The sequence below is a fragment of the Chitinophaga flava genome (assembly GCF_003308995.1).
GTDB classification, from domain to species: domain Bacteria; phylum Bacteroidota; class Bacteroidia; order Chitinophagales; family Chitinophagaceae; genus Chitinophaga; species Chitinophaga flava.
Genome location: NZ_QFFJ01000002.1, coordinates 3281982 through 3307090, shown reverse-complemented (window position 1 = coordinate 3307090; position 25109 = coordinate 3281982). Strand labels below are relative to the sequence as shown.

Genomic DNA, 25109 nt, shown 5'->3' with positions numbered 1-25109 from the left:
CCCTGCAGATAAGTGCATAAAAAAACGCAGACCCTGCAAACGCCTTGGAGGCCCTGAGAAGCCTTTTTAGTACGTTATTCGGATCTGCGCGTATCTTTAATTATCACTTTCTGATATTCAGGAGCGCAAATTTAAACAATTAAAATAAATTTTCAATTAAAACCATATAAACCACTGGGGCTGCCACCGGATGAGGCTGGCGATCGCCCAGATGATAACTGCCAGGCCCAGACTGCCTAGTGCCTTACGGTTTTTCCAGGAATAACCCAGCAACACCGGTATCTCCCAATATTTAATAACTACATATACCAGCAGGCCATACAACCCAATCCAGTTGAGCATGGGAATAGACAGCTGTCCACCGGCCAGTACACAGGCACACAGCCATCCTACGGTGATCAGCTGCAGCCAGATAAAATTGCGTGTGCCACAGCGGGTCACATCTTCTATCGACAGATACAGCAACAGACACCCCACCACTACCGACAATGTGATCAGTACCGGCGGTTGTACAGGCGGTAAAAATACCAGCACCAGCCAGGCCACCAGTGTAATGACCGTATATACAGCCATCCTTCTTTCCGCCCTGTAGACTGTTGTCAGAAACGGCAGCAGCACCCGCACCAGTATCCCGTGCATATAAACCATCGGTGGCAGCGTAAACAGCGCAATCAGCGCCGGTACGATTACCTCATAAGCATACCAGGGCTCTGGCAAACGAAACATCAGCCATACCACTGCCAGCGTGGTAACCAGAGCAGGCAGCCCAACCTTCAGCATCGCCTCGCCAGGTGGACGCTTTAGATCCAGGCAGTCTGTGATTTCGTTAAAATAATACTTGATCTGGTAATGCCGGCTGAGAAGGGCCGTTAACTGCGCCCACAGTGTAAACAACGACACATGTATGATAATGGTCCGCAACACCAGATCTGGTATTGCCACGCCCCAGTAAATACCGGCTATACTTAACAGCAACATCTCCCAGGTCAGCATCAACGGGGAAAAAAGCCGCTCAAACACCGGCCTTAACAGGCGGTACAGCCACCCGAAAATCTTATTCCAGTGGCGGCTCAGTAAATGTATCAGCGAATAAGCCGCTATCAGTGCCGCCAGCCCTAATAACATTCGGGAAGTCGTCAGCACACCTCTCAGCGCCTGCAGCTTTGAAGGTTTTTTAACCGTATAAACCAGTTCTGTATTATTCAGAAGTTCCCGGGCCAGTATACCCGCATCAGCCTGTCCCATGACAGGCAGCTCCTGCCGGTGATGCTGCCAGAAACTATCAGCCACCGGCTGTCCCGCATAGGTTTGTAATGTACCGTATTGATAAAGTAATTTCTTTTGGGAGGTAGAGAGGCGCGACAGGGTCTGAGCGAGTTGTAACTGTGATGTATGTGATGGGTCTGATGCTCCTGATGAGCTTAACTGTGATGTATGTGATGGTACTGATGTTCCTGATGAACAAAGAAGGAACCAAAGAAGGGTTAAAAAATACATTCAACGGTGATTTAAGTGATGGTTCTGATTCTCCTGATGAACTCAAATAAAGCCGGCTTGAGAACCACAAAGAGCCACCGGAATACAGGTGGCTCTTTATCATTACGCAAAGTAAAATATAAAATGCAATTTTTTGTTTTTCCTCGCTCCTTTCTTCGCTTTAATCATCGCTCATCTGTGAGCATCAGTAGTATCATATCAATCACAGTGCTAAATTGCTGTTCTGTATAGGTTGCAGTTTTCCGCCATTGACACTGTATTCCAGCTTCAGCGTGTATCCGCCGCCGCCTTCCACAAAATCCACTTTCAGCGGATGCCAGCCTTTTTCCAACGCTATCTGGCCACTCTTTTGCAGCGGGGCATGCCAGCCGTCGTTGTTGACCACTTCTTTGCCACCGATATAGAGCCTGCCACCATCATCACAGGTGAGGAAGAAACTGTAGATAGCTGTTTCAGGAACATAAACAAATCCCTGCAAACGAGCGCCAAAAGCATCTCCATGGCCCAAGCCTTCCGGGATGATCACATTGGATACCCGCATGCTGCTGTCTGCAGTAGCTTTGATTTTAGTAGTGGTTTTGAACGCACCTTTGAAATAATCCAGTTGCAGCCCCTGTTTGGCAGGATTGGTCGTTACCGGTTTGATATAGGATTCCTGGCGGTAGCGGAGCGTATAGATATCACCGCGGTTACCTGCCGGACTGAAAGCCGCCAGCCGGATGGTTTGTGGTGTAGTGATGGGCAGCGATGCAGGCAGTACGGGTGATTGCATACCAGGGATAGAACCATCCGTGGTATAACGTATAGTCATTCCGGTTAAAGGTGCTTTTACAGCCAGCATACCCTGGTCAACAAACACATTATCCTCTGTAAACCCATCCAGGTCGGGCAGTCGGTAATGTACACCCAGCTGGTCCAGACGCGCATACTGTACGTTTAGCCGTTGAAGGTAGTTGTCATAGTCTTTTTTATGCGTCCACAATACCTCTGCCAGCGCGGTCATACGGGGCATGAACATATAATCGGTCCTTTTTTCAGAAGGGATATATTCTGTCCAGATATTGGCCTGGGCTCCCATAATGGATTTGGCTTCTTCTGCGGTAAGCCCTTTTGGCACTGGCTCAAAGTGATATACATTACCGATGGAGTTACGGTCGGGGGTGGCATCAAAGTAAAGCGGATTACCAGGTGTCATGATTACCTGGTTACCATGGCGGGCGGCTTTTACAGGAGCATCCGGAACCCAGGCGCGCCAATACATCAGGATGGCAGTAGGACTGATACCGCCTTCCAGTATCTCATCCCAGCCGATAAGAACTTTTCCTTTGGAATGGAAAAACCGCTCCATCCTTTTCACAAAATAACTCTGCAGCTCCTCTACGCTTTTCAGGTTATTGGCTTTCATCACTTCGGTGCAGGCAGGAGACGCAGCCCAGCTGGTTTTCTCCACTTCATCCGCACCCAGGTGCAGATATTTGGAAGGGAACAAGGCGGCTATTTCTGTGAACACATCTTCTGCAAAACGGAAAGTGGTTTCGTTGCAAGGACAGATGGGCGTGGAGAAATCCTTACCCCATCCGGATTTACCATCGCAGGTGAGGAAGGGATAAGCGCGAATAGCTGCCATCATATGGCCCGGCATATCAATTTCCGGGATGATTTCCACGTGGCGGGCAGCGGCATAGGCGATGATGTCTTTCATCTGGGCCTGTGTATAAAAGCCACCGTAAAGGGTTTTACCATCCCGCTGAATGATATGCTCTTTGTCAATCTCCATATCGGGATTGTCTTTGGCCTTCTCCATACATACGGAGTCCTGGTTGTTAAACTCTCTCCAGGCGCCCTTTTCAGTGAGCAGCGGATATTTTTTGATCTCTATCCTCCAGCCCTGATCGTCGGTAAGGTGGAGGTGCAGTTTATTCATTTTGTAAAGGGCCAGCAGGTCGATGAATTTCTTCAGATAGCTGACAGAGAAAAAGTGACGGGATACATCGAGGTGCATGCCACGCCAGCTGTACACCGGATGATCGTTGAGTTGCAGGGCCGGGATATTTAGTGCGCGCAAACTACCGGTGCTGCGGCCTTCAATAGCCGGCGGCATCAGCTGCCGTAAGGTGGCGATAGCTCTGAAAAAGCCGGCCGGAGCTTTGGCGCTGATCTGCAGCTGCTTTGGGCTCACCGTCATGGTGTAGTCTTCCTCTCCTGCGAGGCTAAGATCCTGCTTTAAAACGATCACATTGCCGGAAGTGGTACTGGCAGTGGTTTTGAGTGTAGTCCCGATACCCTGGCGTACCAACGATTGCAACTGCGCCACCTCATTGCTGAACAGGCGTGTATTGGCAGGCAAGACCAACCGGGTGCTGCCGGTGATCACAAACGATCCCTCCATCGGGACCAGCTGTTGCGGGTAAGGAACAATCGGATAACGCAGATCCTGTGCATGGGCAGCAGTGCCAAGCCCCATGCCTAACGCCAGTGACAGCGTCAGTGCGAAAACTCTTCTCATAAAATTTTCTTGTTATAGCATGATTTCCAACGAAGCAAACCTAACAAGAAAAGTATCGGCATCCTAATGGGATATTCCCATTTTCGGATTTTATTTTAGACAAACTGCCTGATTTTCAACCGTCCGAAGAACTCCTGCTCTCCTATTTCCCTCACTTCCCCCGGCTGCATATCTCCCAGTTCGAGATCTTCTATAGACACCCGGATCAGGCGTTGGCAACGGTGGTTGATAGCTCCCAACATTTTGCGGACCTGATGGTATTTACCTTCAGTGAGCGTGATGAGCAACCAGGTATGGGGCGCTTTGTCTGGTGGTTCGGACGGACGAGGCTGCAGCCCGGCCGGTTTGTTGACGATAACTGCACGGGTAGGCGCGGCCAGGTAATGGGTATCTTCCGCCACCAGGATAGGTACACCGGCCTGCAGGCGTTGCAGGGTTTCCGGTAACATCTGGCCTTTGGCCCTTACCAGGTAGGTGCGTTCATGCGGGCGCTCTCCTTCAAACAACAAACGGGTTACCTTCTGATTGGTCGTCAGCAGCAACAGCCCTTCCGAATGGTTATCCAGGCGGCCGATAGCATGTGTCCCTTTGGGAAACGGGAAGTCCAGGTCTCCCAGCAGATTTACCTTGTCCCTGTCGGGGCTGATAAACTGTGAGACCATTTTATACGGTTTATAGACAAGAAAATAACGATGATCCATGATGCGGCTGCAAAATAGGTACATTTCAGCGGAATTTCCACCATGGCTTATCCCTGGGAGCTGTTACACGGAGTAGTGCGGGATTACCGGTATACAGCGGTTCGTTGGACAGCAACCCTATCCATACGAGTGTACCTACCTCCTGGAGCGGTTGTCCGGCAGTAGCTGCCACATAGGGCTGGGCAACGATAAAACGTTTATCCACCATCTGATCATACATAACAAAAACAAAAGCTTCTCCCTGTATCTGTCTGTTATCGCCGGTATACAATGCGTCCTTTACGTATATGGCATACCGTGGGTTATTTTCACGGATACATTGATCAAACCATTCGTCAGCAACACCAGCATTTCCTTCAGCATCCAGGACCGTCTGTTGTAAGGCAGTCACCAACAGCAACCGGGGATCCAGCGGCGCTGTGCTATTGTTTCTAAGACCCACCACATACTTCAGCATAAAGGAAAAATGGTTCATCAGTTCGTTAGAAACATCCTGTAATCCATTCATGGAGGACTGTATTAAACTTGGCGATTAAGGGTCAAAAACCAAACATACAGAATATTGCTGATAAAAAACGGATCATTACAAAAGAGCCCGGGGCAACAGACCATATCGATCCATTCCCCCGGGCAGATAATATACAAATCATTTATGCAATCTGTTCCAATACGGTTGGGTCCTGTATTTCGTGGTCCCTTGCCAGCAGCAGCACTTTTGATATCAGTTCAGCTGATTTCGGATCATCATCCACAAACGGGAGGAAAATACGGCCTCTGTGCTGGGAATGTACCGGCAGGATAGAAAGATATTTACCTGGCAACAGATGCACCACGGCACTACCCAGGTGAACACTGTACTCACCCAGTTTTCCTTTGATGGTAGCATGACTGCCAGCCACCTTCACGTTGTTCAGTTTAAACAGGCGCAGGGTTTCTTCGAGCAGTACCCTTCTCATTTCAATAGAAGAGTGGCTGGCTTCCGGATCTACCCCACCCACATGGGCCACACTGACAACCAGGTCCAGGTCACGCATCACCTCACTGAAAATCAGCGGGGATATCGTTTCAAAGGCAACCGGTTTGTACGTTTTCAGATCATGGAAGACCACTGTTTCCAGCGTTGGGCTTTCCACATCAGCTGGTGAGAACCAGTCGGCCATGGCGTATATTTTAGCTACAAAGCCGTTTTTATGAAACACTTTCTGCAAACCGTCTTCATAGTCCACTTTCCAACCCCTGGTTTTGAGCAGGGCCACTGTTTGTGTAGGCTGTACCTGATGACCGGCATAACGGCGGGATACTGACACTGCTTTCAACTCGTCTTCCAGCGGCACATACAGTTCACGGAATACCTGTTTGAACGGCTGCTGTACTTCTTTTTCAAAACAATAACGCTGGTAGTCGCTCCACACGCCGGCTTTATACAGATCGCTGCTGTGCGCAATACGGATGCCGTCTGCAGCTGTTAACGGAACGGTGTTTCCTTTAGCATCCAACAAAGCACCGTTCTGATAGAAACCATGAGAGTTGTCCGTGATAAACACCAGCTTTTCCAGATGGCGGGCAATCACCGGATGACCAAACAGGGTATTCAGTTCCTCTGAAGAGAACACATCACCGCGTACCATAGCATCTTCCAGCGCTTTGCGGGAGCGGCGGAACTGTTCCCGCAGTGTCTTTTTAAACTCTGCCAGTTCCAGTACCTTTTTATCATTCTTATATTTCGGCGGGATCGCTTTCAGTTGTTTATCTCCTTTGAAAGCCACCACATCTGCCTGTCCTTCTTCATCAATCACCAGTCCGATCAGCACATCATCGTACTGTACCTGCGTTTCCTTAGACAGTATGCCTTGTACCTGACGGGTTTCCATGGCCCAGGTAAGACGTACCGGATCGGCGTAGCCTGCGTTCCTGGCCAGATTTTCCATGGCTATACGCAGTGCCAGCGACTCACTTGACTGTTTCTGTGCACCAAACTGTTTGCTCTCCTTTTTAAACACCTGGAGATATTCATAACGGGCAAGCACATCTTTTTCCGGATTGGTTTTGCTCAACGGGATAAGACCATAGAGACGCAGATAGTCCTGGTCGCGTTTGTCCTTCACCTTCTGCGTCACCTCCTTGATCTTCAGTTCACCGGTCATAACGTCGGCGTATAAACGCGCACGGCGATGGGCATTACCATCACTGATATATTTGGCAGCCTCATATACAATACCCCAGCGTTGTTTGCCGATTTCCTTATAGGCTTTCTGGAACCAGTCTTTATCTACGGCGCCATCTTTGAAGTCCTGTAAATCAACCGCAGAATAACGGGCGATCTCGCTTTCAGCTTCTGCATTCTGTTCATTGCCAGCAGATTTGGTATGGGCGTGCATCCACCAGATAGCGGAGTCCAGACCTTTCCAGCCGAGGTGCTGACTCACAAACTTTTGCCACTGTGGCGCATATACGGCCGCTTCTATCAGTTGCTGTTCAGTGAGCTTTATTTTCTTCACCAGTTCATCAAACATCTCCTGTGTATCTTCCGGTAAAGGGAAACAACGTTTGAGCAACAGACTGAAAATTTTCTGCTTACTTAAAGGCTCTGAGTTATAGGAATAAATATAACCACGGTTAAGCGACGTTTTGCCCAGCCCGGCCCATATCTCCGCGAAACGTTTTACGCCATAAATGGTCTCCAACATCTGTACCATGGTAGTAACAGCCGTTGGAGAATCTCCCCTTTTCAGCTCTATGTTCAGGAAGTGTTCCCTGATTTTTACAAACATCGCTTCCAGAGATGGATGTTCCTCGAAGTAGTTCTGTTCCTTTTTAGGCTTAGGTTTCCGTACAGCTGACAGGAACCGGAGATTATCGGCAGCAATCAGTCCTCTGTATAGTTCACTTTCCGATATAATATCCGCCTGGAATGCATCTACGAAGACGGACATTGGTGGCAGATATCTGTCTGCCTGTTCCCGCAGCCCCGAAAACTGGCGCCAGTTATAAAGGTTCCAGTAGTCTTCCAACTGCTGGCCTTTCAGCCCGGTATAGGCCACTCCCCGCAGAAATCTGTTCAATATGCTACTGCTTTGCCAGCCCTGTTCACCATCATATTTTTTCGTCCTATGCTGTAGCATCTCCGGTGTAAGGGCATTAAATACCTGCTTGCAGGCACCCAGGAGATATTGATCTTTTTCTTCGAATGGGTGTATCAATTCCAGTATTCCCATCACTTTCAGCAATGGATCCGAATGTTTATACCGGCGGGCTCCTCTGATTTCTTCCGGTATCAGCTCTTCATACATGGGCATGTAATTTTTCATGATCGATGCGCCCAGTACCTCATCCCGCAACTCATGATCTTCCAGCAACAAGTTGGCACAGATGAAGATGTCCAGCGGTGTCAGCCCACTTTGCTGATACCAGGCTTCCCATACTTCCGATAGTGGATAGGAAACATATTCTTCCTGCTTTGAAGCAAACTTATGGTTGTATCCCATTGGATTACGGAAGTTATTACCCAGTAATACGGTAATTTTTGTACCATCATAGTTTTCTACTTCATATTCATGGTCAGCATGTTGTTTCAGCAACGCATTGAGCTGCATCAGTTGTTCCTGCAAAGCCGCAATGGACATAGAGAAGCCATAAGGCGCGATGGCTGTACATTTGCTGTAGTAATCATTTTTATCTGCTGCCGGGAGTTTTGCCGGGGAGATGAGTGCAGGATCATACAAGCCAAAACCATTTTCCCTGGAAAAAGACTGTACATTGTTTTCACCAGATAACTGGGTCAGTAATATTTCTTCTTTCTGGGAGATGCTTTTTCTTTCCCTGAATGCTGTAATCCATGCAGTACGCTGCATTTGCAGGCGATTATCCTTCTGAAGACGCAAGGCAATATCCAGACCGCCAAGGCGCTGTTCTCCATCACCCTGTAATAGTTTTTCCGTTACTGCCGTTACTATGGTATCCTGTTGGCGCAACACCATTTCAATCGCTTTGCTACGAACTCCGGCGCCTTTACGTTTGAGGATGTCGATAAACGTTTCCATTTCTTCGACTGTAAACATCTCTTTCTGCAATGCATTAAAGGCAATATTAACCACATACTCACCTCTGTCTTTCAGCAAGCGCATCGCAAAGTTGCGCTGGAAAGGCGTAAGAGGGTCGCCTGTATTATCATGCTGCCCACCGTAAGGCGAATATCCTTTTAGCAGTTTTCTGGACAACTGCTCACGCAGACTCAGGCTCATGCCGTCAAAATAACCCAGTACGATATCCAGCCTTTCCTGTTTATTACAGATGAAATTGATCATGGCATCGAGCACGTTATTACGGTCGAATTTGAAATTCATCCAGGAGAACACGACTCCTTCAAACACTTTCTCTTTCTCCGGTGCCCGTTGTACAAGCGCATGCAGCCGGTCAAACATTGCGGGCAGATGCTGATCGAAATGAGCAGCGTTACCATTTTCGTTGATGATGGTCAGCGCCCTGGCATTTACGGCCAGATCCTCGTCGAGCAGGGCCTCATAGGCCGCAGGCATGTCGATGTTATAGTATTTTGTTTCGTAGGCGAACTTCAGGGCGAGGCAACGTTTTTCCACGTTTCCTTTCGCCAGCAGCTCAAATACCATCGGGCGGGCTTCTGCCACGTTGATAACACCCTGAGCCCAGAGCGCCATATATACGTCTGTGTTATTTTTACTTAACAGGGCCGGCAGGATTTTTTCCGGTGTTTCGAGGTACTCGCTGGCTCTTTCGAGGAAAGTCCGTATGGTACTTTCTTTTTCCGAATCCCAGTAAAGTCCGGCCCATACATCGAGTGCACGGACTACGGAAGAGAAGCGGGTGAGTTTATTGTCGAGAACCACCTTCAGCATATGTTTCATGGCCCCGAGGGAAGTTTCGTCCAGTGATTCCAGGATGATCTGCCGCAGGCCTTCCTGGCGCTGGGCTGCCAGCAGCAGCTTTTCTACCAGTTCCCACGCGGCTGGTTTCTCCGTATTAAGCAGCGCCTTGATAAGGTTGCGGGTCACCTTTCCTTCCGGATCTTTGTTAAAGACGATGTCTTCACATACCTTCAACAGGGACTCATTACCCAGGTCTATAGCTGCCGCCCATATCCTATACAGATCATTACTGCCAAGATGATGATCATAGCGGACCTGTTCTTCCAGACTCAGGTCGTAGCTGGTATATGTCATTTTAGGATAGTATTCTGTCACACAGGACTGTGGGATGACATGGTACAGAAACTCCAGTTGCAGTACAAAATACACTTCCGGATCCATAGGTGCACGGAAGGAACGACGGGTATAGCCCCGCTGGTACATCCGTTGCGGAACCATGTCCCATGCATATTTTACATAGGCAGCCCTCTCCTTTCCAAAAAGATACACCAGGAGGTTGAAGCCTTCGGCAGTGTCCCAGGAACGGTCTTTTATCAGTTCTTCAATTCTGAGATACCGCTGGTCTTTATAGGTAATACTTCTATTACGGTAGTAGGGATTATTTTCATCCTTATCGGCCAATACTTCATTTAGTACAATCAGCGCGATTTCCGCGGTTTCCCGCGTCAGAAGCGGATCAGTGGTTTCTCCTGTAAAAACGGCTTTCAGCGCGGTGATTACATTGGTCATGTGATGGGGTATGATCCTGGTCTTCAGGAACTCTTTCACGTCCATGGCTAAACAAATTAATATGGTAAACGGGTTAAAAAAATCATGTTGGCATTACCAGTAGCTACCGGCCAGGAAGGTCAACCGGATAAAGGTGATGACAGTTTCCGGCTTTAGTACAAAGATATGATCCAGGCCCTGTAACTCTTCCTCATCAGCAAAAACAGCGAACAGTCCATCTTCATAGGCTTGCAGGGCAACCTCCTGTGCTTTGGCCAGGTTAGCCTTGTTTTCATTGTAGATGGAGCCAAAACCCACTTTTCCTGTATTGGTCTGACTGTCGATCTGTTCATTGGAGAGAAAAGGCAACAGGTTTTTCTCTAAAGGTTTATCGTTGTAAGCAGTTACCTGCTGTTTTACGACGGCATTCAACAAAACACGGAGAGACGGGGAATACGGTAAATCATCAATGACAATCTTTTGTTTCTCTATCAACGCATGTTTTCTGCCGGCTTGCTTTGCATTTATAATCAGGTCCATTCGGTATGCTTTCCGGTTTACAAACAAATGAAGAGCGAATATAGGAATACCCTGTCAATAATTATTCGTATTTATAAAAATTTATCTTCCGCCACTGGTGCGGTTCTTATCAGATAGTAATGGTTGAAGTCCCAGCCATACAAGCACCGGGAAGAGATGCATAGGCACAACCATTCCAGGGAACAGTTCTGGCGCCGGTATATTCAGGGGCAGGCTCACAGCCAAAGGGATAGCGCTGCTCAGCAGGGAAACAAAGATCAGTATTACATTAAAAACAGGAACCGCTTTTCCCTGACACCAGCGTTCCCATAACCAGTAAGCCAGCATCATCAGGACTCCGGCGGCAATATTGGCGCTGGCCACGGCCGCCACCGGAACTACCGCGGAGAAGTCCGCTCCCAGCGCCGTCTGATAAACAGCTGCATATATCAGGGAAAGAACGGCCGAGATAACGCCGGCGGCTATACCCACCCAAAAAAGCTGAGGGCGCATGGGTATTATTTAGCGGTAACGGGAACGGTTACTGTAAGATGGGTATAATCAGACTCATCACCACGGGGTGTTGTAATACCGAAGTCCCCACGGTTCACCTTGAATTCGCCATGAAAAACACCTTTATCGCCATTCCGGACGAAGGTAAAGGGGATGGTAAAGGGTTTCTTTATTCCGTGCATATCCAGGGTGCCTTTGGCATCATAGCCTGTGGCCGTCTTTACCACTTCAGACGATACGAAATGAATATAAGGGTATTTCTCTGCATCGAACCATTTTTCGCTGCGGGCATGCCTGTTTTTAAGGCCGTTGCCGGTATTGATGGAAGCTACATCTATCTGTACATCAAATTTGGCAGCAGCAAGGTCTTTTTCATCAAAAACAACCATTCCTTTCATCGATTCAAAGGCGCCATCGGCATATTTGCCTTCAAATTTGACGGAATAACCATTGTTGATTTTCCAGTTCTGTGCGGTAATAAAGGTAAATGCTGCCGTCACGAGCACCAGCAGCGCTACCGCCGGATAGAGGATCTTTTTCATTTGTAACAGTTTGATAGTTTGCAGGCAAAGATAAGGCCAACCTGGCGCCGCCGGAAGAAGGTTACCGGAAGGTTACCAGGTTGTCTGTTTACATTACAAATGTACCCCATTAAATGACAAGAGCTGCTCAGGTCCGTTCGTAGATGTAGAGGATATTGTTGCTGTCGTTGGCAAATATATGCTGACCGCTGCCATAGGGGGCCGCCCTTAAAGTGGCGCCGGGAGCCACAGGCAGAACTGCATCCCAGATGACGGCCTCTTTTTCAATATCGAAGATACCGATGCGGTCCAGGGCTCCTGCTCCTTCCCTACCGGCAAAATACAGCCATGAGCCCTCTATCCTGCAGTCAAAAACAAATATTTCCCTGGTATGTGTACCACTCAACTTAAACCGACGCTGAACAAGCTTCTTTTGCTGTATATCCAGACAGGCAAAAACGGAACCCTGGAGAATGTATCTTTTACCATTGTACATCCCGCCAGGTATGGGCGCCGAAACAAAATATTCTAAAACACCTCCATTCATATCCGTCAACTGATCCGTTTCCCACCTTATTTCTCCGGTATTTACGTCTACAGATACGATCCTCCGATTATTTACCATCGCCACGATCGCTGCATCATCAACGGTTATCAGCTCATAAAAGGTATCTGGCGGAGCATTCACTCCAACCAAATCTCCCCGGTAATAATCATTAAAATCAATGAGCACATTATATTCACCATTGTCCAGAGACATTTTATTAATGATACTTGTTCTCACCTTATACACATCATCAATCCGTATATAGTACAGCATATCCTTATACTGCAAGTGCTGATTACCCAGAGACACCGGCACTTCCCAACGGACATTTCCTGCCGCATCTATTCTGGCGAGTGTATCTTCCGGGCCGGCCTGACTGGTAACAATGATGTTCGTTTCCTGTATCATGGCAGGATACAGCTCTTTCCCCAATCTGGTTTCTGTTCCATCAACAGCAACCATCAGCAGCTCCCCGTTGCAATTAAACAGGTAAGCATCCTGATACCGGAAAATTTTGCTGTAATTGGAAACATTATCCTGTAGTTTCCTTACGTCCAAACCCTCTTTGTTCAGTGAAAACACTGATTTATGATGACGATAATAGAGCTCGTCTCTGCTATCATTCTTAACTGTATATCCTTTTAGTTGCTCTTTTAATATAAACATTATAATATTATGACGAATTGATAAATCGGACTGTTAAGGTCATTTATAGCAGCTTGAAAAGCCCTTTTATTCAGACCAAACAGCTGTTGCATTTTTGTATCTCCCAGGCCACTGTCATCACTATCGTACCATTCAGCGAACCGGTCTCTGAATGCCGCCTGTACCACTCCTTTTGCCTTATCGAGTGTAAGTTTTTTGGAATCAAAAATACAGGACAACTGATTCAGACTACTCACATTTTTGAGATAAACGCCTAACTGTTTCTCAAATTGAGATCGTTTGCTGGCACTCGCTAAAAAGTCTCTCAAGGTACTGGCGCCCCAGCTCTTAAATTCCATGTATTTGATACCCGTGGGTGTAGTGACTTTGATATCAAAACGACATTTGGTTCTCGTTCCTCCATCCGCGTCATCTCCTTCAAGTCCATCTTCTGTCTCATCCAGGTTTGCGTCAAAAACGACATTACCATTAAACAGTTCGGGATGGGCTCTCAGGACACGTAACTGAAAAGCTGCGCCATACACAATACCAACCCAGTCTTGTTTCAGATCCTTCCAGAGCCCTTCGAAATTATAATTATCCGAAAAATACTTGAAATCCTTGACATACTCACTCAGATACTGATTAATTGGTTTGGACGGATTTTTACAGGTCTTACATGGCATTCCTTTTATGGGAGACAACGCTTCAATAAAACCTTCGTCCTGGCCAATGTTGGTCATGAAGCTGGATGATGCCCTGGCCAGTTTAACTTCTTTCAGTGCGGGGAAGTCGGCCTGATAGTTGACCGATACTTCTCTTCTGGCTGTAGCCACCACCATCCAGGCTTCCAGTAACTGGGTGTCCAGCTCTTCCACATGCTGACTGATATGATTTGTATTATCAGATGTTACATTAATGTCTCCCAGGAAGGAGGTCAGATCTGTCAGTGGCATAGCCAGCAGGTAATCCAGCACGCTACTCACATTTTTGGGATTCAACCTCGCACACAATTCACGGATTCCTCCACTGTTGGTAATTCCGGCTTTCTTATAAAGCGCATCAAACTTCTTACAGATCTCTTCTGTAAAACGTTTACAGGCGATACACTTTCCTTGTTCCTTCACCTTTGTGAGTATCAGCTCATATGCTTTGGCAGAAGCATACAGCAGCTGTGGCGCATAGTTGGGCCTTGTTGCCACCAGGATATCAGCCATGCCGTTTGAAGCAGATCCTGCGATAGCGTAACCGGTAACAGTGGCGGTACCATTGTAAATGGTTGGTGTCAGCGTACCCACGCTTTCACCTCCCTGCCCATTAGCGACCGTTACCCGCATCCCGCCTGCTGTTTCCACCAGCTCTCCTTTACCTATCATTGTTCCAGTTACTTCACCGACTGCATCTCCAACTTCATCTACATATTTTGTGAGAACGCCAGCCTTCGAAACAAGCAACTTGCTGCCCGGCTCAGACATCATCACCCAATCTTCTGCCACCCCTCCTTCTCTTGCACCCATGGAGAAGAACGCATTTACATGCGCTTCTTCAGCAAAACCTGCTACTCTGGCCATCTTTGCCTGCCCAGCTACACCTTCCAGCTTCAGTCCGGACGCTTTATTAAACAGCCTGGAATTATCCAACGAGAAGCCCCAACCGCCGGGAGGTGGGTCTTTTGGAATATTTCTGATGGTACTCCATCCATTTGACAAGTCCCCTAAAGCCGTTGGTGTACCATCCAGTACAGGCCCTACCTCTGCGATCGTACGGTTAAATAACTGGAAACCTCTCAGCTTACTGGCCCCCCAGGCCAATCCGTTGGCTCCGGCTGCCATTAATGACGTATAATCGGAAGCGGCTTTCACCATATCCCATCTCTCATAGAAGCCCTTATACTTGTCATAATTGGCAGGTGTGAGATCATTCCTTGACCGCTGTATTAACACATCTGTGGAGCTGATTACTGCGGCCGCCCTTATGGCAAAAGCCGAATAAGCCGCCAGGGAACCACCACCTGTTTCCGGAGCGGCCAATACTGCTGTTGCTACCGCCACAAAATCAAGGACTTCCCTGATCGCTCTGCTTTTCAAAGTTCTTTTCACATCAGTATCATACACCATGGCCATATAGGCAGGCACAACATGACGTTTTCCTATCTCAAATCCATTCTCATAGAAATTACGTACAGCCGTGATCGTTACCGGTTCCAGCGGATTAAAGGCTTCGTTCAGTTCTACTTTCACGATGGTATTACGGGGTGCCTCGTCCAGTAATTTATCCAGGAAAGTATTGGGTAATTCCCGCATTGTATATTCCTGCGCCAGCACTACTTTTCCGTTATCATTGAATTCCGCTGTGGTTCCGCTGTAATCTGTCCAGTAGTCAAAAAACTTGTTGACATGGTACAGCTCTACAGGTTTTGCACCTATCAAAAACTCCTCTTCTCCGGGATAATATTTTACAGGGCCCATACCGCTCATCTGGTCAGTACTTGTTTTCTGAGTCGGCTGAATGCCCAGCTCAGCATAGTTCTCCAGCACCCATGGGTTGATCAGATCAAAAACTCCCCTTACATCATCGTACCCTACGCCATTCAGCCATTTATTGCCTTCTCTCCATAAAGTGCGCAGCCATTGATAATTGTTGGCCATCAATCCATTCTTCAGTATTTCCAGCTGGTCTTTCTGCGGAGTCGTCTGCAGCAGATCCCTTACAATGAAATAACCATCATTGGAAGTATACCAGTGTGGATCCGTATACCACAGATCATTGTTCATTACCTTTCCAAGCAGCTGATTCAGAATGTACAACCTGTCTTTCAGCTCCAGCGCATTCATTGCACACTTGCTGTAATTATTGACCAGAATGGTATGAATATCAGCAGCTGATTTACCGGCCAGGACTGCTGTATGCAGGTCCGTCACCAGATTGACATTGCTTTTTGCAGCCATCGCCAGCTCTGTCATCGTCAGCTCTTTCACTTTTGCAAACACCCGCGGCCCATAAGACGGATCAACTGTCTGCAGCTGCATTTTGCGATAAGACTGAATAAAGTCCTCTATCCGGATCCCCATTCCCATACAGTCTTTAAACCCTTCCAGCTCATTGGCTTTGAAGTTGGCCACTGTATAGAAGGTGATATAGTCTTTTACCGGACTGTCGGGAGCGAGTACACTCAACAGGAACTCCGTGATGTTGACGGTCTGGCCGCCTTTATAAGGGAATGTTGTTTTGGCATTAGTCAGATACAGATTCTTCATCGGCAATACCAGCAATTTGTTTTCGCCGGCTTTGCTTTTCAGCATCTCTTCCATATTCAGGAAGGCATCAATGAAATTGATATCTGTAACCGCCAGATTATTGTTAAAGGTACCTGCACCATAATAGGTAGATGGTACACTGATAGTGGCCTGTAATGCACCGAATCTGGAAGCATAGGAAATAAACCTGCGGTCCCTTGTCACCGGATCTTCTCCTACTCCCATAAACACGGCAATACCGCTTCTGGGGTGCTCCTGGCCGGTATACACATCTTCATAGAAGTCTTTGCCACCTATACCATAGCCATTAAATGTTTTTCCCTTAAAATCAGCCGTATATGTCTTTTCATTAAGACTAAAGGACAACAAAGCGCCCAATGGCATAAGATCTTCTGATGGCTGATTAGTATTCACTACGCCATTCAGTTTATAGAAAGTTCTGTCCAGCGTAGAGAATTTCAGGTTGGAAGCTGTGGCCGGTAAAGTGATGTAGGTCCCTGCCGGTGTGATAAATGTATAGGTGTTGGTCGCCTCATTTCTCAGGTCTTTAAATACACCGATACTATCGAAGCCTATACTTTCCTGTTCCTCCTCATTCTCAAAAATGCCCCATACATGGCCCGGGTCATGTACTACGTCCCACTGGTATTTCAACAGACTGTAGCCATTATTGTAATCCATGAGGTTGTCGGTGCTACCTTTATCCAGTCCGATACCTGCGCTGAACGTATGTTCCAGCGTAAAGGCGCCGTGGCCGGTTTCGTGTGCTACAGTGCGGGCGATATTTTCCGGAGTGGCATTTTTTGTGAAGATGAAACCGAACTGACTCTGACGGGGCATTTTACCCAACAGGTCACCATCTGTCAACGCAACTTCATTGACCACAAACAAGTAAGTGGCATCTTTATCTATATCGTGATTTTTGCTGTAAGCCTTGCGCATGGCTTTTTCCTCACCGGTGAAACCATTGCCCAGGAAACCACTTTTGCTGTCCTGCAGTATGGTATCCTTGTTCCGGTCCCAGTCTTTATTAGCGCGGAAGCTTTCATCTTTTACCACCGTATAGGTGACACCAATCTTTTCATAAGCATCTTTCAGGGCTTTGCTGATGGCATCTACCGGCACATCAGTGCTGTAACCTACCGGCACCAGTACCACTCGTTTTTGTTTGGGCGCATAACTGGCCACCAGCAGTTTACCCATGCTGATGTATTTACCGCCTTTGGTGTATACGGCATACACTTCCTGCGCATCGCTGGCAGGGCCGCCAGTCAGCGTGATAACAAAACCATCTTTAGTGGAATCGGCAGGATAGACAATACCCTTGCCACTTACAAACTTTATTTTACTTCTGTCGATGTCTTTTGTATTGACCAATGTAGCGATCACCTGATCCTGCTCACCCGGAACGATGGCTTTAGCACTTACGCGATAACGGCCATCGGCCAGTTTTTCATAACTACTGTCGAGCACCGGTTTACCAAAGTAGCTGTCTTTCCAGCTGTCGAAGGCATATTTGCTGTCTTTCACTGAGAAGGTGATCATACCGTTGCTCAGGTCCAGTTTTTTCAAAGCTGCCAGTGCTTCCGGGTTGCCTGCGAGTCCTTTATCACGTGTACCCGCTGACGTTACCTTACCACTTTTATCGACATTATAAAGGTTACCATCAGTATCTTCTATTACCAGCGGCAAAGTTTTTCCTTTCTCTTTATAGTTGATCACTTCCTCCTGTCCGGTATTGGAATCCTTCAGGGTGATGGTGCCTTTGTCGGTGTCTACTACAATGTTTTCTTTGGTGAACAGATGCAGTTTGGTAGTGATGTCCGGAACGAGGTCTCCGGTTTTCACCTGCCCTACTTCGTCGCCGCCACGTTGATGTTTAACAGCGTCACTTACGAATTTGTCGATACCGTCTGTTACGGCCTGCATCTCACCGCGGGTCACTACCAGGTCAGTATTTACAGATATCCTGTTGAACTGCAGCAGCATACCGGTGCCAAAGCCAGGTGTAATCACTTTACCGCGGCCGCTGAAAACGCCATCGCCACCAGTCACCTCAGTGAGCATCACATCGAAGTGGCCGATACGGAAGATACTACCGGCCATGGCTGTAGGTAGTGGTGTACTATTCTGTGGTGTCTGCAATAATGCCGGATCACCGCAGGTGAAAGTGCGGGAGGGTTTAGTCGTTACCGTTACTATGTCGCTGAAGGGGCCGTACACGCCGGCTACGAGCCATTGCAGGCGGGCTTCGTAGCTGCGGCCCGGCTCGAGACTGTTTACATTAAGGACGGTATCACGCGGAGATTCAGCTGTACGCCAGTCATATTCCACACCGTCTTTTTTGGCGGCGCGGTATTGTACGCGGTAGGCATCTACCCTATAATTCACATTATCAGGAGCCAGTTGCCAGGAAAGTCTGATCGTTCTTTCACCGGTAGCCTGACCAGAAAGGGTGGGTTTACCAATTTTGTTAGTTTCAAAAGGATTGTTGCCCAGGTAGGTAAACCGGCAACTCTGGCTCAGTCCCTGATTGCTGAACATATCACGGCCGCTCTTGTCGCGTGCCTGTACGATCCATACGTACTCCATACTGTCTGTCAGCGCCGGTTCTCCAGGGCCGTAGGCGATGGTATTCTGTTCGGTGGTGATGGTATAGATCGGGCGGGTGCTGCGGACGATATAATCGGGGTTGCTGTTTTTGGGTTTTATTTCATAGAGAGAGAAGATATATTCTGTGCCGCCTCCTTCCAGTGGGTTGGGCGTATTGCGACTGCTCCAGCTGAATGTCAGGAACTGCGGATCTCTTTTCTCCACGCGGCTGCCGCAGATAGGCATGTTCAGCAGCGGCGGGTCATTTTTCTGGAAGAAAAAGATATTGGCGCCGGTGTTACTTACCTGTACCTGCGGACGGCGGTAATCAAAAGCTGTGAAGGTAATGCGGTAGGAACCTTCCGGCAGGGAGCGGGTACGCTCGTAGCTGTCCCGGCTAAAACCACCGCTGAACTCTATATTATTGGTGTTGAGATAATCCGCCAGGTCGGCCCCGCTGATGATGGTGGGCACGCCGGCACTGAGTGTCAGCGGGCGTGGATTAAACGCCGGTGCTGTTCGCATGATCAGCGTGCCGTTGCGCTCCACGGTCATCTGCAGCCGCACGTCGTAAGAGGGCTTGGTCAGGTCGTTCTGTACCAGTATCACCCGTAGCTTGTCACTGCCTGGCACTGCATAGTCCGGCAGATATACACTGTAAGGAGGAATGATCTGTGTGCTGGCAGTAACAGGATACTGTTGGGCGTGGGTCGGCTTTTGCATGAACATCAAAAGCGTCATACATAACAGGAAACGAAAAACTGGAGTCATGCCCATCTCGGATGAATTATTGATTGATAAAAAATTAACGGTTTACTATAAAGCGTATATCCTTACTCTCGTTTTCAGCCACCACACGCAGGATATAGATGCCGGAATTAGCATTCCCCAATGCCAAACGGTCATCTATCATCAAAGCAGGGCTATACTGTTGTTTGGCCAGCACCCTGCCATTCAGATCAAATACCGATACGATCACCTGTTGTTTACGGCTCATTTTAATCTGGAAACGGAAATTGCCATCATTAGGGTTGGGTGACAGCATCACGGTATCGATTACACGAACCGGCAGACTGTTAGACGGGCCTGCCAGCGGGTCGTAGTCGCTGATCTGGATATCTTTGCGCACTTTATAGCTGCACTCGCCGAAAGTACCCTTCATTTCCACCCAGTAGGTTCCGGGATTAGTGAATTTTATCAGTGGTGTACCGCGGTCATAGCCCAGCAGTATGGCCTGCGGGTCGAAGGTCCAGCTGACAAAGTCGGGCGCCGGCAGGCTGATTTCCTTGATCACCAGGGTATCGTAGGCATTTTTGCGGGAGGCAACCAGGAAGTTGGCATCCGGCTTAACATTCAGTTTTGTAATGGAAGTTGGCTGACTATTGCCGCAACCTTTTGCATCCTGTACCTTGACGGTATAGTCCCCGGCTGTCAGATTGCCGAAGACATTATCGCTGCCCCAGCCACCGCTGCCCAGGGCATATTGATAAGGAGTGGTACCACCTTGTACAGTGGTGGTGATCGTGCCATCGTCTATGCCATCGCATATCCGGGAGCCTGTCACTGTGAATGCGAGCAACGGCGGCTGGGTTACTTCATAGCTGTAGGACTGGCTGCAACCTTTACCATCTGTGATTTTCACACTATAGTTGCCGGCTTTGAGCTGTTGTGCCTGTGCACCATTCAGCCCGGCGCTGCTCCACTGGTAACTGTAACTGCCATCTCCACCCGCCGGCAGTAACACTACAGACCCATTGCCATCACCGTTGCATCGTACAGGCGTTACCGTAGCTGTGGCTGTTACTGGTGGGAACATGGCTGTTACTGCGGTGGTAGCCGATGCGGCACAACCGTTCACATCTTTAACCTGAAGGGCATAGTTCCCCGCTGGTAATGTTGTAAATACACCGTTAGGCTGTGGAGCTCCATTGTTGAGTGTATATTGATAAGGCAAGGTACCTCCTGCCGCTTGCAGAGTGATTTTACCGGTAGGGCTGCCACCACAGGGCAGGTGTGCGATGTTCGAAATAACCAGTGACAGCGGCGCTGCCGGCTGTTGTAAAACAATATTTTTAGTGATTTCGCAACCACGTCCATCCCGGACTTTGATGGTATAATTGCCGGCTCCTATGTTTTTATATTGAGCATTATTCGTGTAGGTACCACCGTTAACACTGTACTGATAACCCTGGTAGCTACCGCCGTTACCACCGCTGGTGGTCAGATTGATCTCCCCATCGGTCAGGCTGTAACAAGACACCTGCATCCCATGATAATCGGAAGTACTGACAGTGGCATTCAAAGGCGCTGCCGGCGCAGTGATGCCCTGCACGCTACTTTCCGGAGAATAACAACCTGCAGCATCTTTCACCCGGACAGTATAACTACCCGCCCCCAGCGGGGTATTGTTATTAAAAGACGTATAGGCGCCACCGTTCAGCGCATATTCATATGTCAGCCCGCCGGTACCGCCATGGGCCTGCACCTGGATGGCCCCTGCCATACCAAAACAAACAATATCCTGACGGGTAACATTATCAATCACAATAGGTACGTTCAAAGAAGCTACCGTCACCGGTAAGCTGATACCGCAGGTATTGGCATCCCTGACCGTAATCATATAATCACCGGCCATCAGTCCGGTAAACGCCGGACTGACATTCCAGTTTGTGTTGTCTATACTGTACTGGAGGCTGCCAGTGCCGCCACTGCCGGCGACGGTAATACTACCGGCAGGAACAGCTGCACAGGGCACATCCTGCTTGCTCACCAGCTGTACGCTCAGTGCCTGGGCAGATTCTGTAAAGGTATAGTTCTGAGATACCATACAACCGCGACCATCCTGTACCTTCAGGGTATGCTGGCCGGCTTTGATACCGGTAAACATCGGATTAGCGGCGAAAGTACCGTTATCGAGTGCATAGGTGTAACCACTGTAAGTACCACCGTTTCCGCCAGTGGCAGCTATTTGTGCGGTTCCGTTGTTACCTCCTGCACAAGAGATATTATGACCATTGTAATCGGACAGGGTGGCAGAAAAACTGATCGCTGCAGGCGGAGCTGTCAGGGTCAGTTTGTTATTATAGACAAGACTGCAACCATGTCCATCGACTACCTTCAATGCATATACGCCGGCGTCGATACCAGCGCCGCTGCTATAAATACGGGATGTGGCCCAGTTGTCGTTGCTCAGACTGTACTGGTAAACAGCATCACCTCCTGCTGCACCAAGCGCAATGCTGCCTTGCGTACCAAAACAACGGATATCCGTTACCGTAGCAGTCGTGATACTTAATGCCGGGTACCGGTAGTTAACAACAATTGTGGTGTCTTTGGAGCAACCATTGGCATCTGTCAGATGCAGTGCATAGTTACCTTGCGCCAGGTTATTGACAGTTGTGCCTGCCGCCAGCACACCATTGACATATAGTTTATACGGTGTAGCTCCACCCTGAATACTGGCGGTAATGCTACCCGTAGCAAGGCCATAGCAGTCAATATCCTGATGCGTGGCACTGATACTGAGGTTAGGTTGTACCAGGGTTACGCTACCAGTAGCTACACAACCACGGGCATCTTTTACACTCAATGTATAAGTACCGGAACCGAGATTAGCAAATACATTCCCCGATTGATAAGCTCCATTATCGAGTTTATATTGATATCCCGTGTAGGCGCCGCCGTTACCTCCTGTTGCCAGTACAGTGATCTTGCCATCTGCTGCGCCATTACAGGAGATATTAAAGCCATTGAAGGAAGAGAGCTGTGTTGTAAATGCCAGCGCTGTAGCAGGAAGGCTGATTACAGCAGGATCTGGCAGATCTAATGTACAACCTTTACCGTCTTTGATTCTGAAATAGTAGGTCCCAGAGGTATGCAAGGCCGTGCCGGAAGTAAACGTGGTGTAATTGGTACCATCCAGTGTCCAGGCATAATTATAGGTGTTGTCGCCACCGGTAGCAGTGATCGTGACCGTAGCGCCATCTGCCAGGCAGACTGCATCTTTGATGGTTACCCCGCCGGATTGCAGGGCCGGCAGCTCGGTGATCGCAACTGTATTTGAAAGCACGGAGCAGTTAGTGGATTTACTATCGGAAACGGTTACACGATAAGTACCAGAAGCCAGTGCATCAATCTGAGTATCGGTATCATACCAGAAGGGATCGGTTACCCACACACCTCCTTTCAGCTGCTCCCACTTGTATTGAAAGAAACCAGAACCGCCGGAAACAGTGGCTTTCACGATACCGTCCCGGGCGCCATTGCACGTGATATCTGTTTTCTGAAGACTTACCTGCAGCGGCAATGGTTCTGTGATGCTGACCGTTTGTGTGAGTACATCACTACAACCGGGCACACTGTTTTGTACCTTGATAGTATAACTACCGGCAGTTAATGCACTGAAAGTACCGTTGTTATTGCTAACCGGGCTGCCGCCGGATTTTGTGAGGGTGAAGATAAAACCACCGGAGCCACCGGTAGCGGAGTATTGTAAGGAACCATCGTTGCCACCGGCACAGGTCACCATACTTCGCTTATCCATGGAAAGCGTCAGCGTTGGTACTACATTCAGTGTGGTCGCCGCACTCCAGCCCGGACAGGAAGGTTTGTCATTATTTAATATCTCCACGGTATAGTTTCCTCCGATCAATCCGCTGAAAGTATAGTTGGCGGAAGGGATTCCACCGGTTTGCTGCACGAGTACCCCATCTTTGTACAGATTGTATTTATAGTTGGTAATGCCAGGATCGGCCACCACTGCGATACTGCCGTTACCCGGGCTTGCACAGGTAGGAGCTGTAGGAAACAGCTCGCCTTTCACCTGGTCAGGCTGAGTAAGTGTAGTGCCTACCGACTTAACCGGAGCACAGGTACCATCGCGTACTTCGGCGGTATACACGCCTGCCGGCAATCCTGTCCAGGTCATGGTATTAGCGGCAGCGCGTTGTTCCGGACGATAGACAACCCCGTCTTTTTTCAGAGTAAAGAAATAACCGCTGTTGGCACCATTGCCTTCGGCCGCAGTAACACTGATGGAGCCATCGTTGCCACCGAAACAGCTGATATTACTGGTAGCACCCAGACTGATGGTAAGCTCATTCAGCTCCGGCATGGTGACAGGAATAGGCGTAAAACAGTTGCCTGCATTCTGCGAAGGATTGATCACCCATAAGGTATAATCACCTTTGGGAATATTTTTAGAGAATATACCACCGGAAACAGGCACTACTCCCTGACTCCAGTCCTGCTGATCTCCACAGGCAGACGTAGTACCCGACAGGCCCGGATCACAGGGCGCAGGATCATTGCCTTTACGCAAAATCCAGCGCATACCAGCAAAACCGCTGGTAATAGCACTGGAAGGAATGGTGAGCGTACCTGTAGGCTGGCCGGGGCAAGCCGGGACAATCACTTTCTTGCTGGCATCTACTGCAGGCCCGGGTGGTAAAAAAGTAGTCACATTGGTTCCTGCAGAATAGGGAGAATAACAGGTAGCTGTACTATATGCCGCTTTAGCGCGGCAACGGAACTTAATATTGGTAGTGCCCGAAGCTATCTGCGGGAACAGCTTTACAGGTATAAACGAATAATTGTAATACCCTTCCCATCCGAATTCTGAAGGAGGCATATTTATCCATTGATCGGGCGAACCGATACTATACTGCCACTCTACCGATACGGTGCCATAACCGAGCGGAAACAGGTCCCAGTTAAGGGGGGACCTGAGAGTTACCTTTGTATCACCGCAGTAGTTATTGGCGTCCGTTTGCACCGGATTAGGAGCTATCATGACATACATGATCTTTATCTGGTTATTGCCCTTGGTGGTATACGGCTGTGGAAAATCTTTTCCCGACTGAATCCAGGCCTGATCTACCGGATAACAATAGTCCTCAGAAAAGACCTCCGTATCATTGATATAAAAATACAGTTCAGGCGTGTAGTTCGTCTGGCCCCGAAAAGTATATCCTACTCCAATTTGCGAATTACCAGATACGATCGTTCTTCCTGGAATCTGGGGAAAGCCCAGTTCCAGCAGACCTCCGGGAGGGTTTTTACAATTCAGGTAATAGGTTACCGGTTCAGGCAACAGCACATTTTCATTCACCTGCCCTATTACAATATCCTGGTACAATATACCCAGGCTAAACACTCCGATGAAGAACAGGCACTTGTAAAATTTTCTCATCCAGAATTATTT

11 protein-coding genes are annotated in these 25109 nt (G+C 48.4%); all 11 read right to left on the bottom strand.

From position 1 onward, the window contains the following. Window positions 1-156 precede the first annotated feature (156 nt). Window positions 157-1497 carry a hypothetical protein gene (locus DF182_RS28670; RefSeq protein WP_147243573.1) on the bottom strand — a complete coding sequence of 447 codons (1341 nt, stop codon included), beginning with the start codon at window positions 1495-1497 and terminating at the stop codon, window positions 157-159. A gap of 202 nt (window positions 1498-1699) precedes the next feature. Beyond that, window positions 1700-4003: a family 20 glycosylhydrolase gene (locus DF182_RS28665; protein ID WP_113619184.1), complete on the bottom strand. Its 2304-nt coding sequence runs from the start codon at window positions 4001-4003 to the stop codon at window positions 1700-1702. A 95-nt stretch (window positions 4004-4098) separates the two neighbouring features. Further along, window positions 4099-4704 (bottom strand): pseudouridine synthase, encoded by a 606-nt coding sequence (locus DF182_RS28660; RefSeq protein ID WP_113619757.1) that lies wholly within the window; start codon window positions 4702-4704, stop codon window positions 4099-4101. A 25-nt stretch (window positions 4705-4729) separates the two neighbouring features. Next, entirely contained in the window at window positions 4730-5212 is a 483-nt protein-coding gene (locus DF182_RS28655) for a hypothetical protein (RefSeq protein ID WP_113619183.1), read from the bottom strand. 142 nt (window positions 5213-5354) lie between these two features. Continuing rightward, window positions 5355-10379, bottom strand: coding sequence for a DUF4132 domain-containing protein (locus DF182_RS28650; protein WP_113619182.1), 5025 nt, complete (start codon window positions 10377-10379; stop codon window positions 5355-5357). 48 nt (window positions 10380-10427) lie between these two features. Continuing rightward, entirely contained in the window at window positions 10428-10853 is a 426-nt protein-coding gene (locus DF182_RS28645) for a hypothetical protein (RefSeq protein ID WP_113619181.1), read from the bottom strand. 81 nt (window positions 10854-10934) lie between these two features. Next, complete coding sequence (locus DF182_RS28640) at window positions 10935-11345, bottom strand: hypothetical protein (protein ID WP_113619180.1); 411 nt, start codon at window positions 11343-11345, stop codon at window positions 10935-10937. Between the two features lie 5 nt (window positions 11346-11350). Next, window positions 11351-11887, bottom strand: a complete 537-nt coding sequence (locus tag DF182_RS28635) for a YceI family protein (RefSeq protein WP_113619179.1) — start codon at window positions 11885-11887, stop codon at window positions 11351-11353. Window positions 11888-12014: 127 nt separating this feature from the next. Next, complete coding sequence (locus tag DF182_RS28630; protein ID WP_113619178.1) at window positions 12015-13079, bottom strand: hypothetical protein; 1065 nt, start codon at window positions 13077-13079, stop codon at window positions 12015-12017. Further along, entirely contained in the window at window positions 13079-19630 is a 6552-nt protein-coding gene (locus DF182_RS28625) for a fibronectin type III domain-containing protein (RefSeq protein ID WP_161964306.1), read from the bottom strand. The genes DF182_RS28630 and DF182_RS28625 overlap by 1 nt, the downstream gene beginning before the upstream one ends. Before the next feature lie 82 nt (window positions 19631-19712). After that, window positions 19713-25097: a T9SS type A sorting domain-containing protein gene (locus DF182_RS28620; protein WP_113619176.1), complete on the bottom strand. Its 5385-nt coding sequence runs from the start codon at window positions 25095-25097 to the stop codon at window positions 19713-19715. Between the last annotated feature and the right edge of the window lie 12 nt (window positions 25098-25109).

Bases quoted from the DNA above. Each gene is read 5' to 3' on its own strand.
- DF182_RS28670 (WP_147243573.1), bottom strand. From the start codon at position 1,497: ATGTATTTTTTAACCCTTCTTTGGTTCCTTCTTTGTTCATCAGGAACA.
- DF182_RS28665 (WP_113619184.1), bottom strand. From the start codon at position 4,003: ATGAGAAGAGTTTTCGCACTGACGCTGTCACTGGCGTTAGGCATGGGG.
- DF182_RS28660 (WP_113619757.1), bottom strand. From the start codon at position 4,704: ATGGATCATCGTTATTTTCTTGTCTATAAACCGTATAAAATGGTCTCA.
- DF182_RS28655 (WP_113619183.1), bottom strand. From the start codon at position 5,212: ATGAATGGATTACAGGATGTTTCTAACGAACTGATGAACCATTTTTCC.
- DF182_RS28650 (WP_113619182.1), bottom strand. From the start codon at position 10,379: ATGGACGTGAAAGAGTTCCTGAAGACCAGGATCATACCCCATCACATG.
- DF182_RS28645 (WP_113619181.1), bottom strand. From the start codon at position 10,853: ATGGACCTGATTATAAATGCAAAGCAAGCCGGCAGAAAACATGCGTTG.
- DF182_RS28640 (WP_113619180.1), bottom strand. From the start codon at position 11,345: ATGCGCCCTCAGCTTTTTTGGGTGGGTATAGCCGCCGGCGTTATCTCG.
- DF182_RS28635 (WP_113619179.1), bottom strand. From the start codon at position 11,887: ATGAAAAAGATCCTCTATCCGGCGGTAGCGCTGCTGGTGCTCGTGACG.
- DF182_RS28630 (WP_113619178.1), bottom strand. From the start codon at position 13,079: ATGTTTATATTAAAAGAGCAACTAAAAGGATATACAGTTAAGAATGAT.
- DF182_RS28625 (WP_161964306.1), bottom strand. From the start codon at position 19,630: ATGCAAAAGCCGACCCACGCCCAACAGTATCCTGTTACTGCCAGCACA.
- DF182_RS28620 (WP_113619176.1), bottom strand. From the start codon at position 25,097: ATGAGAAAATTTTACAAGTGCCTGTTCTTCATCGGAGTGTTTAGCCTG.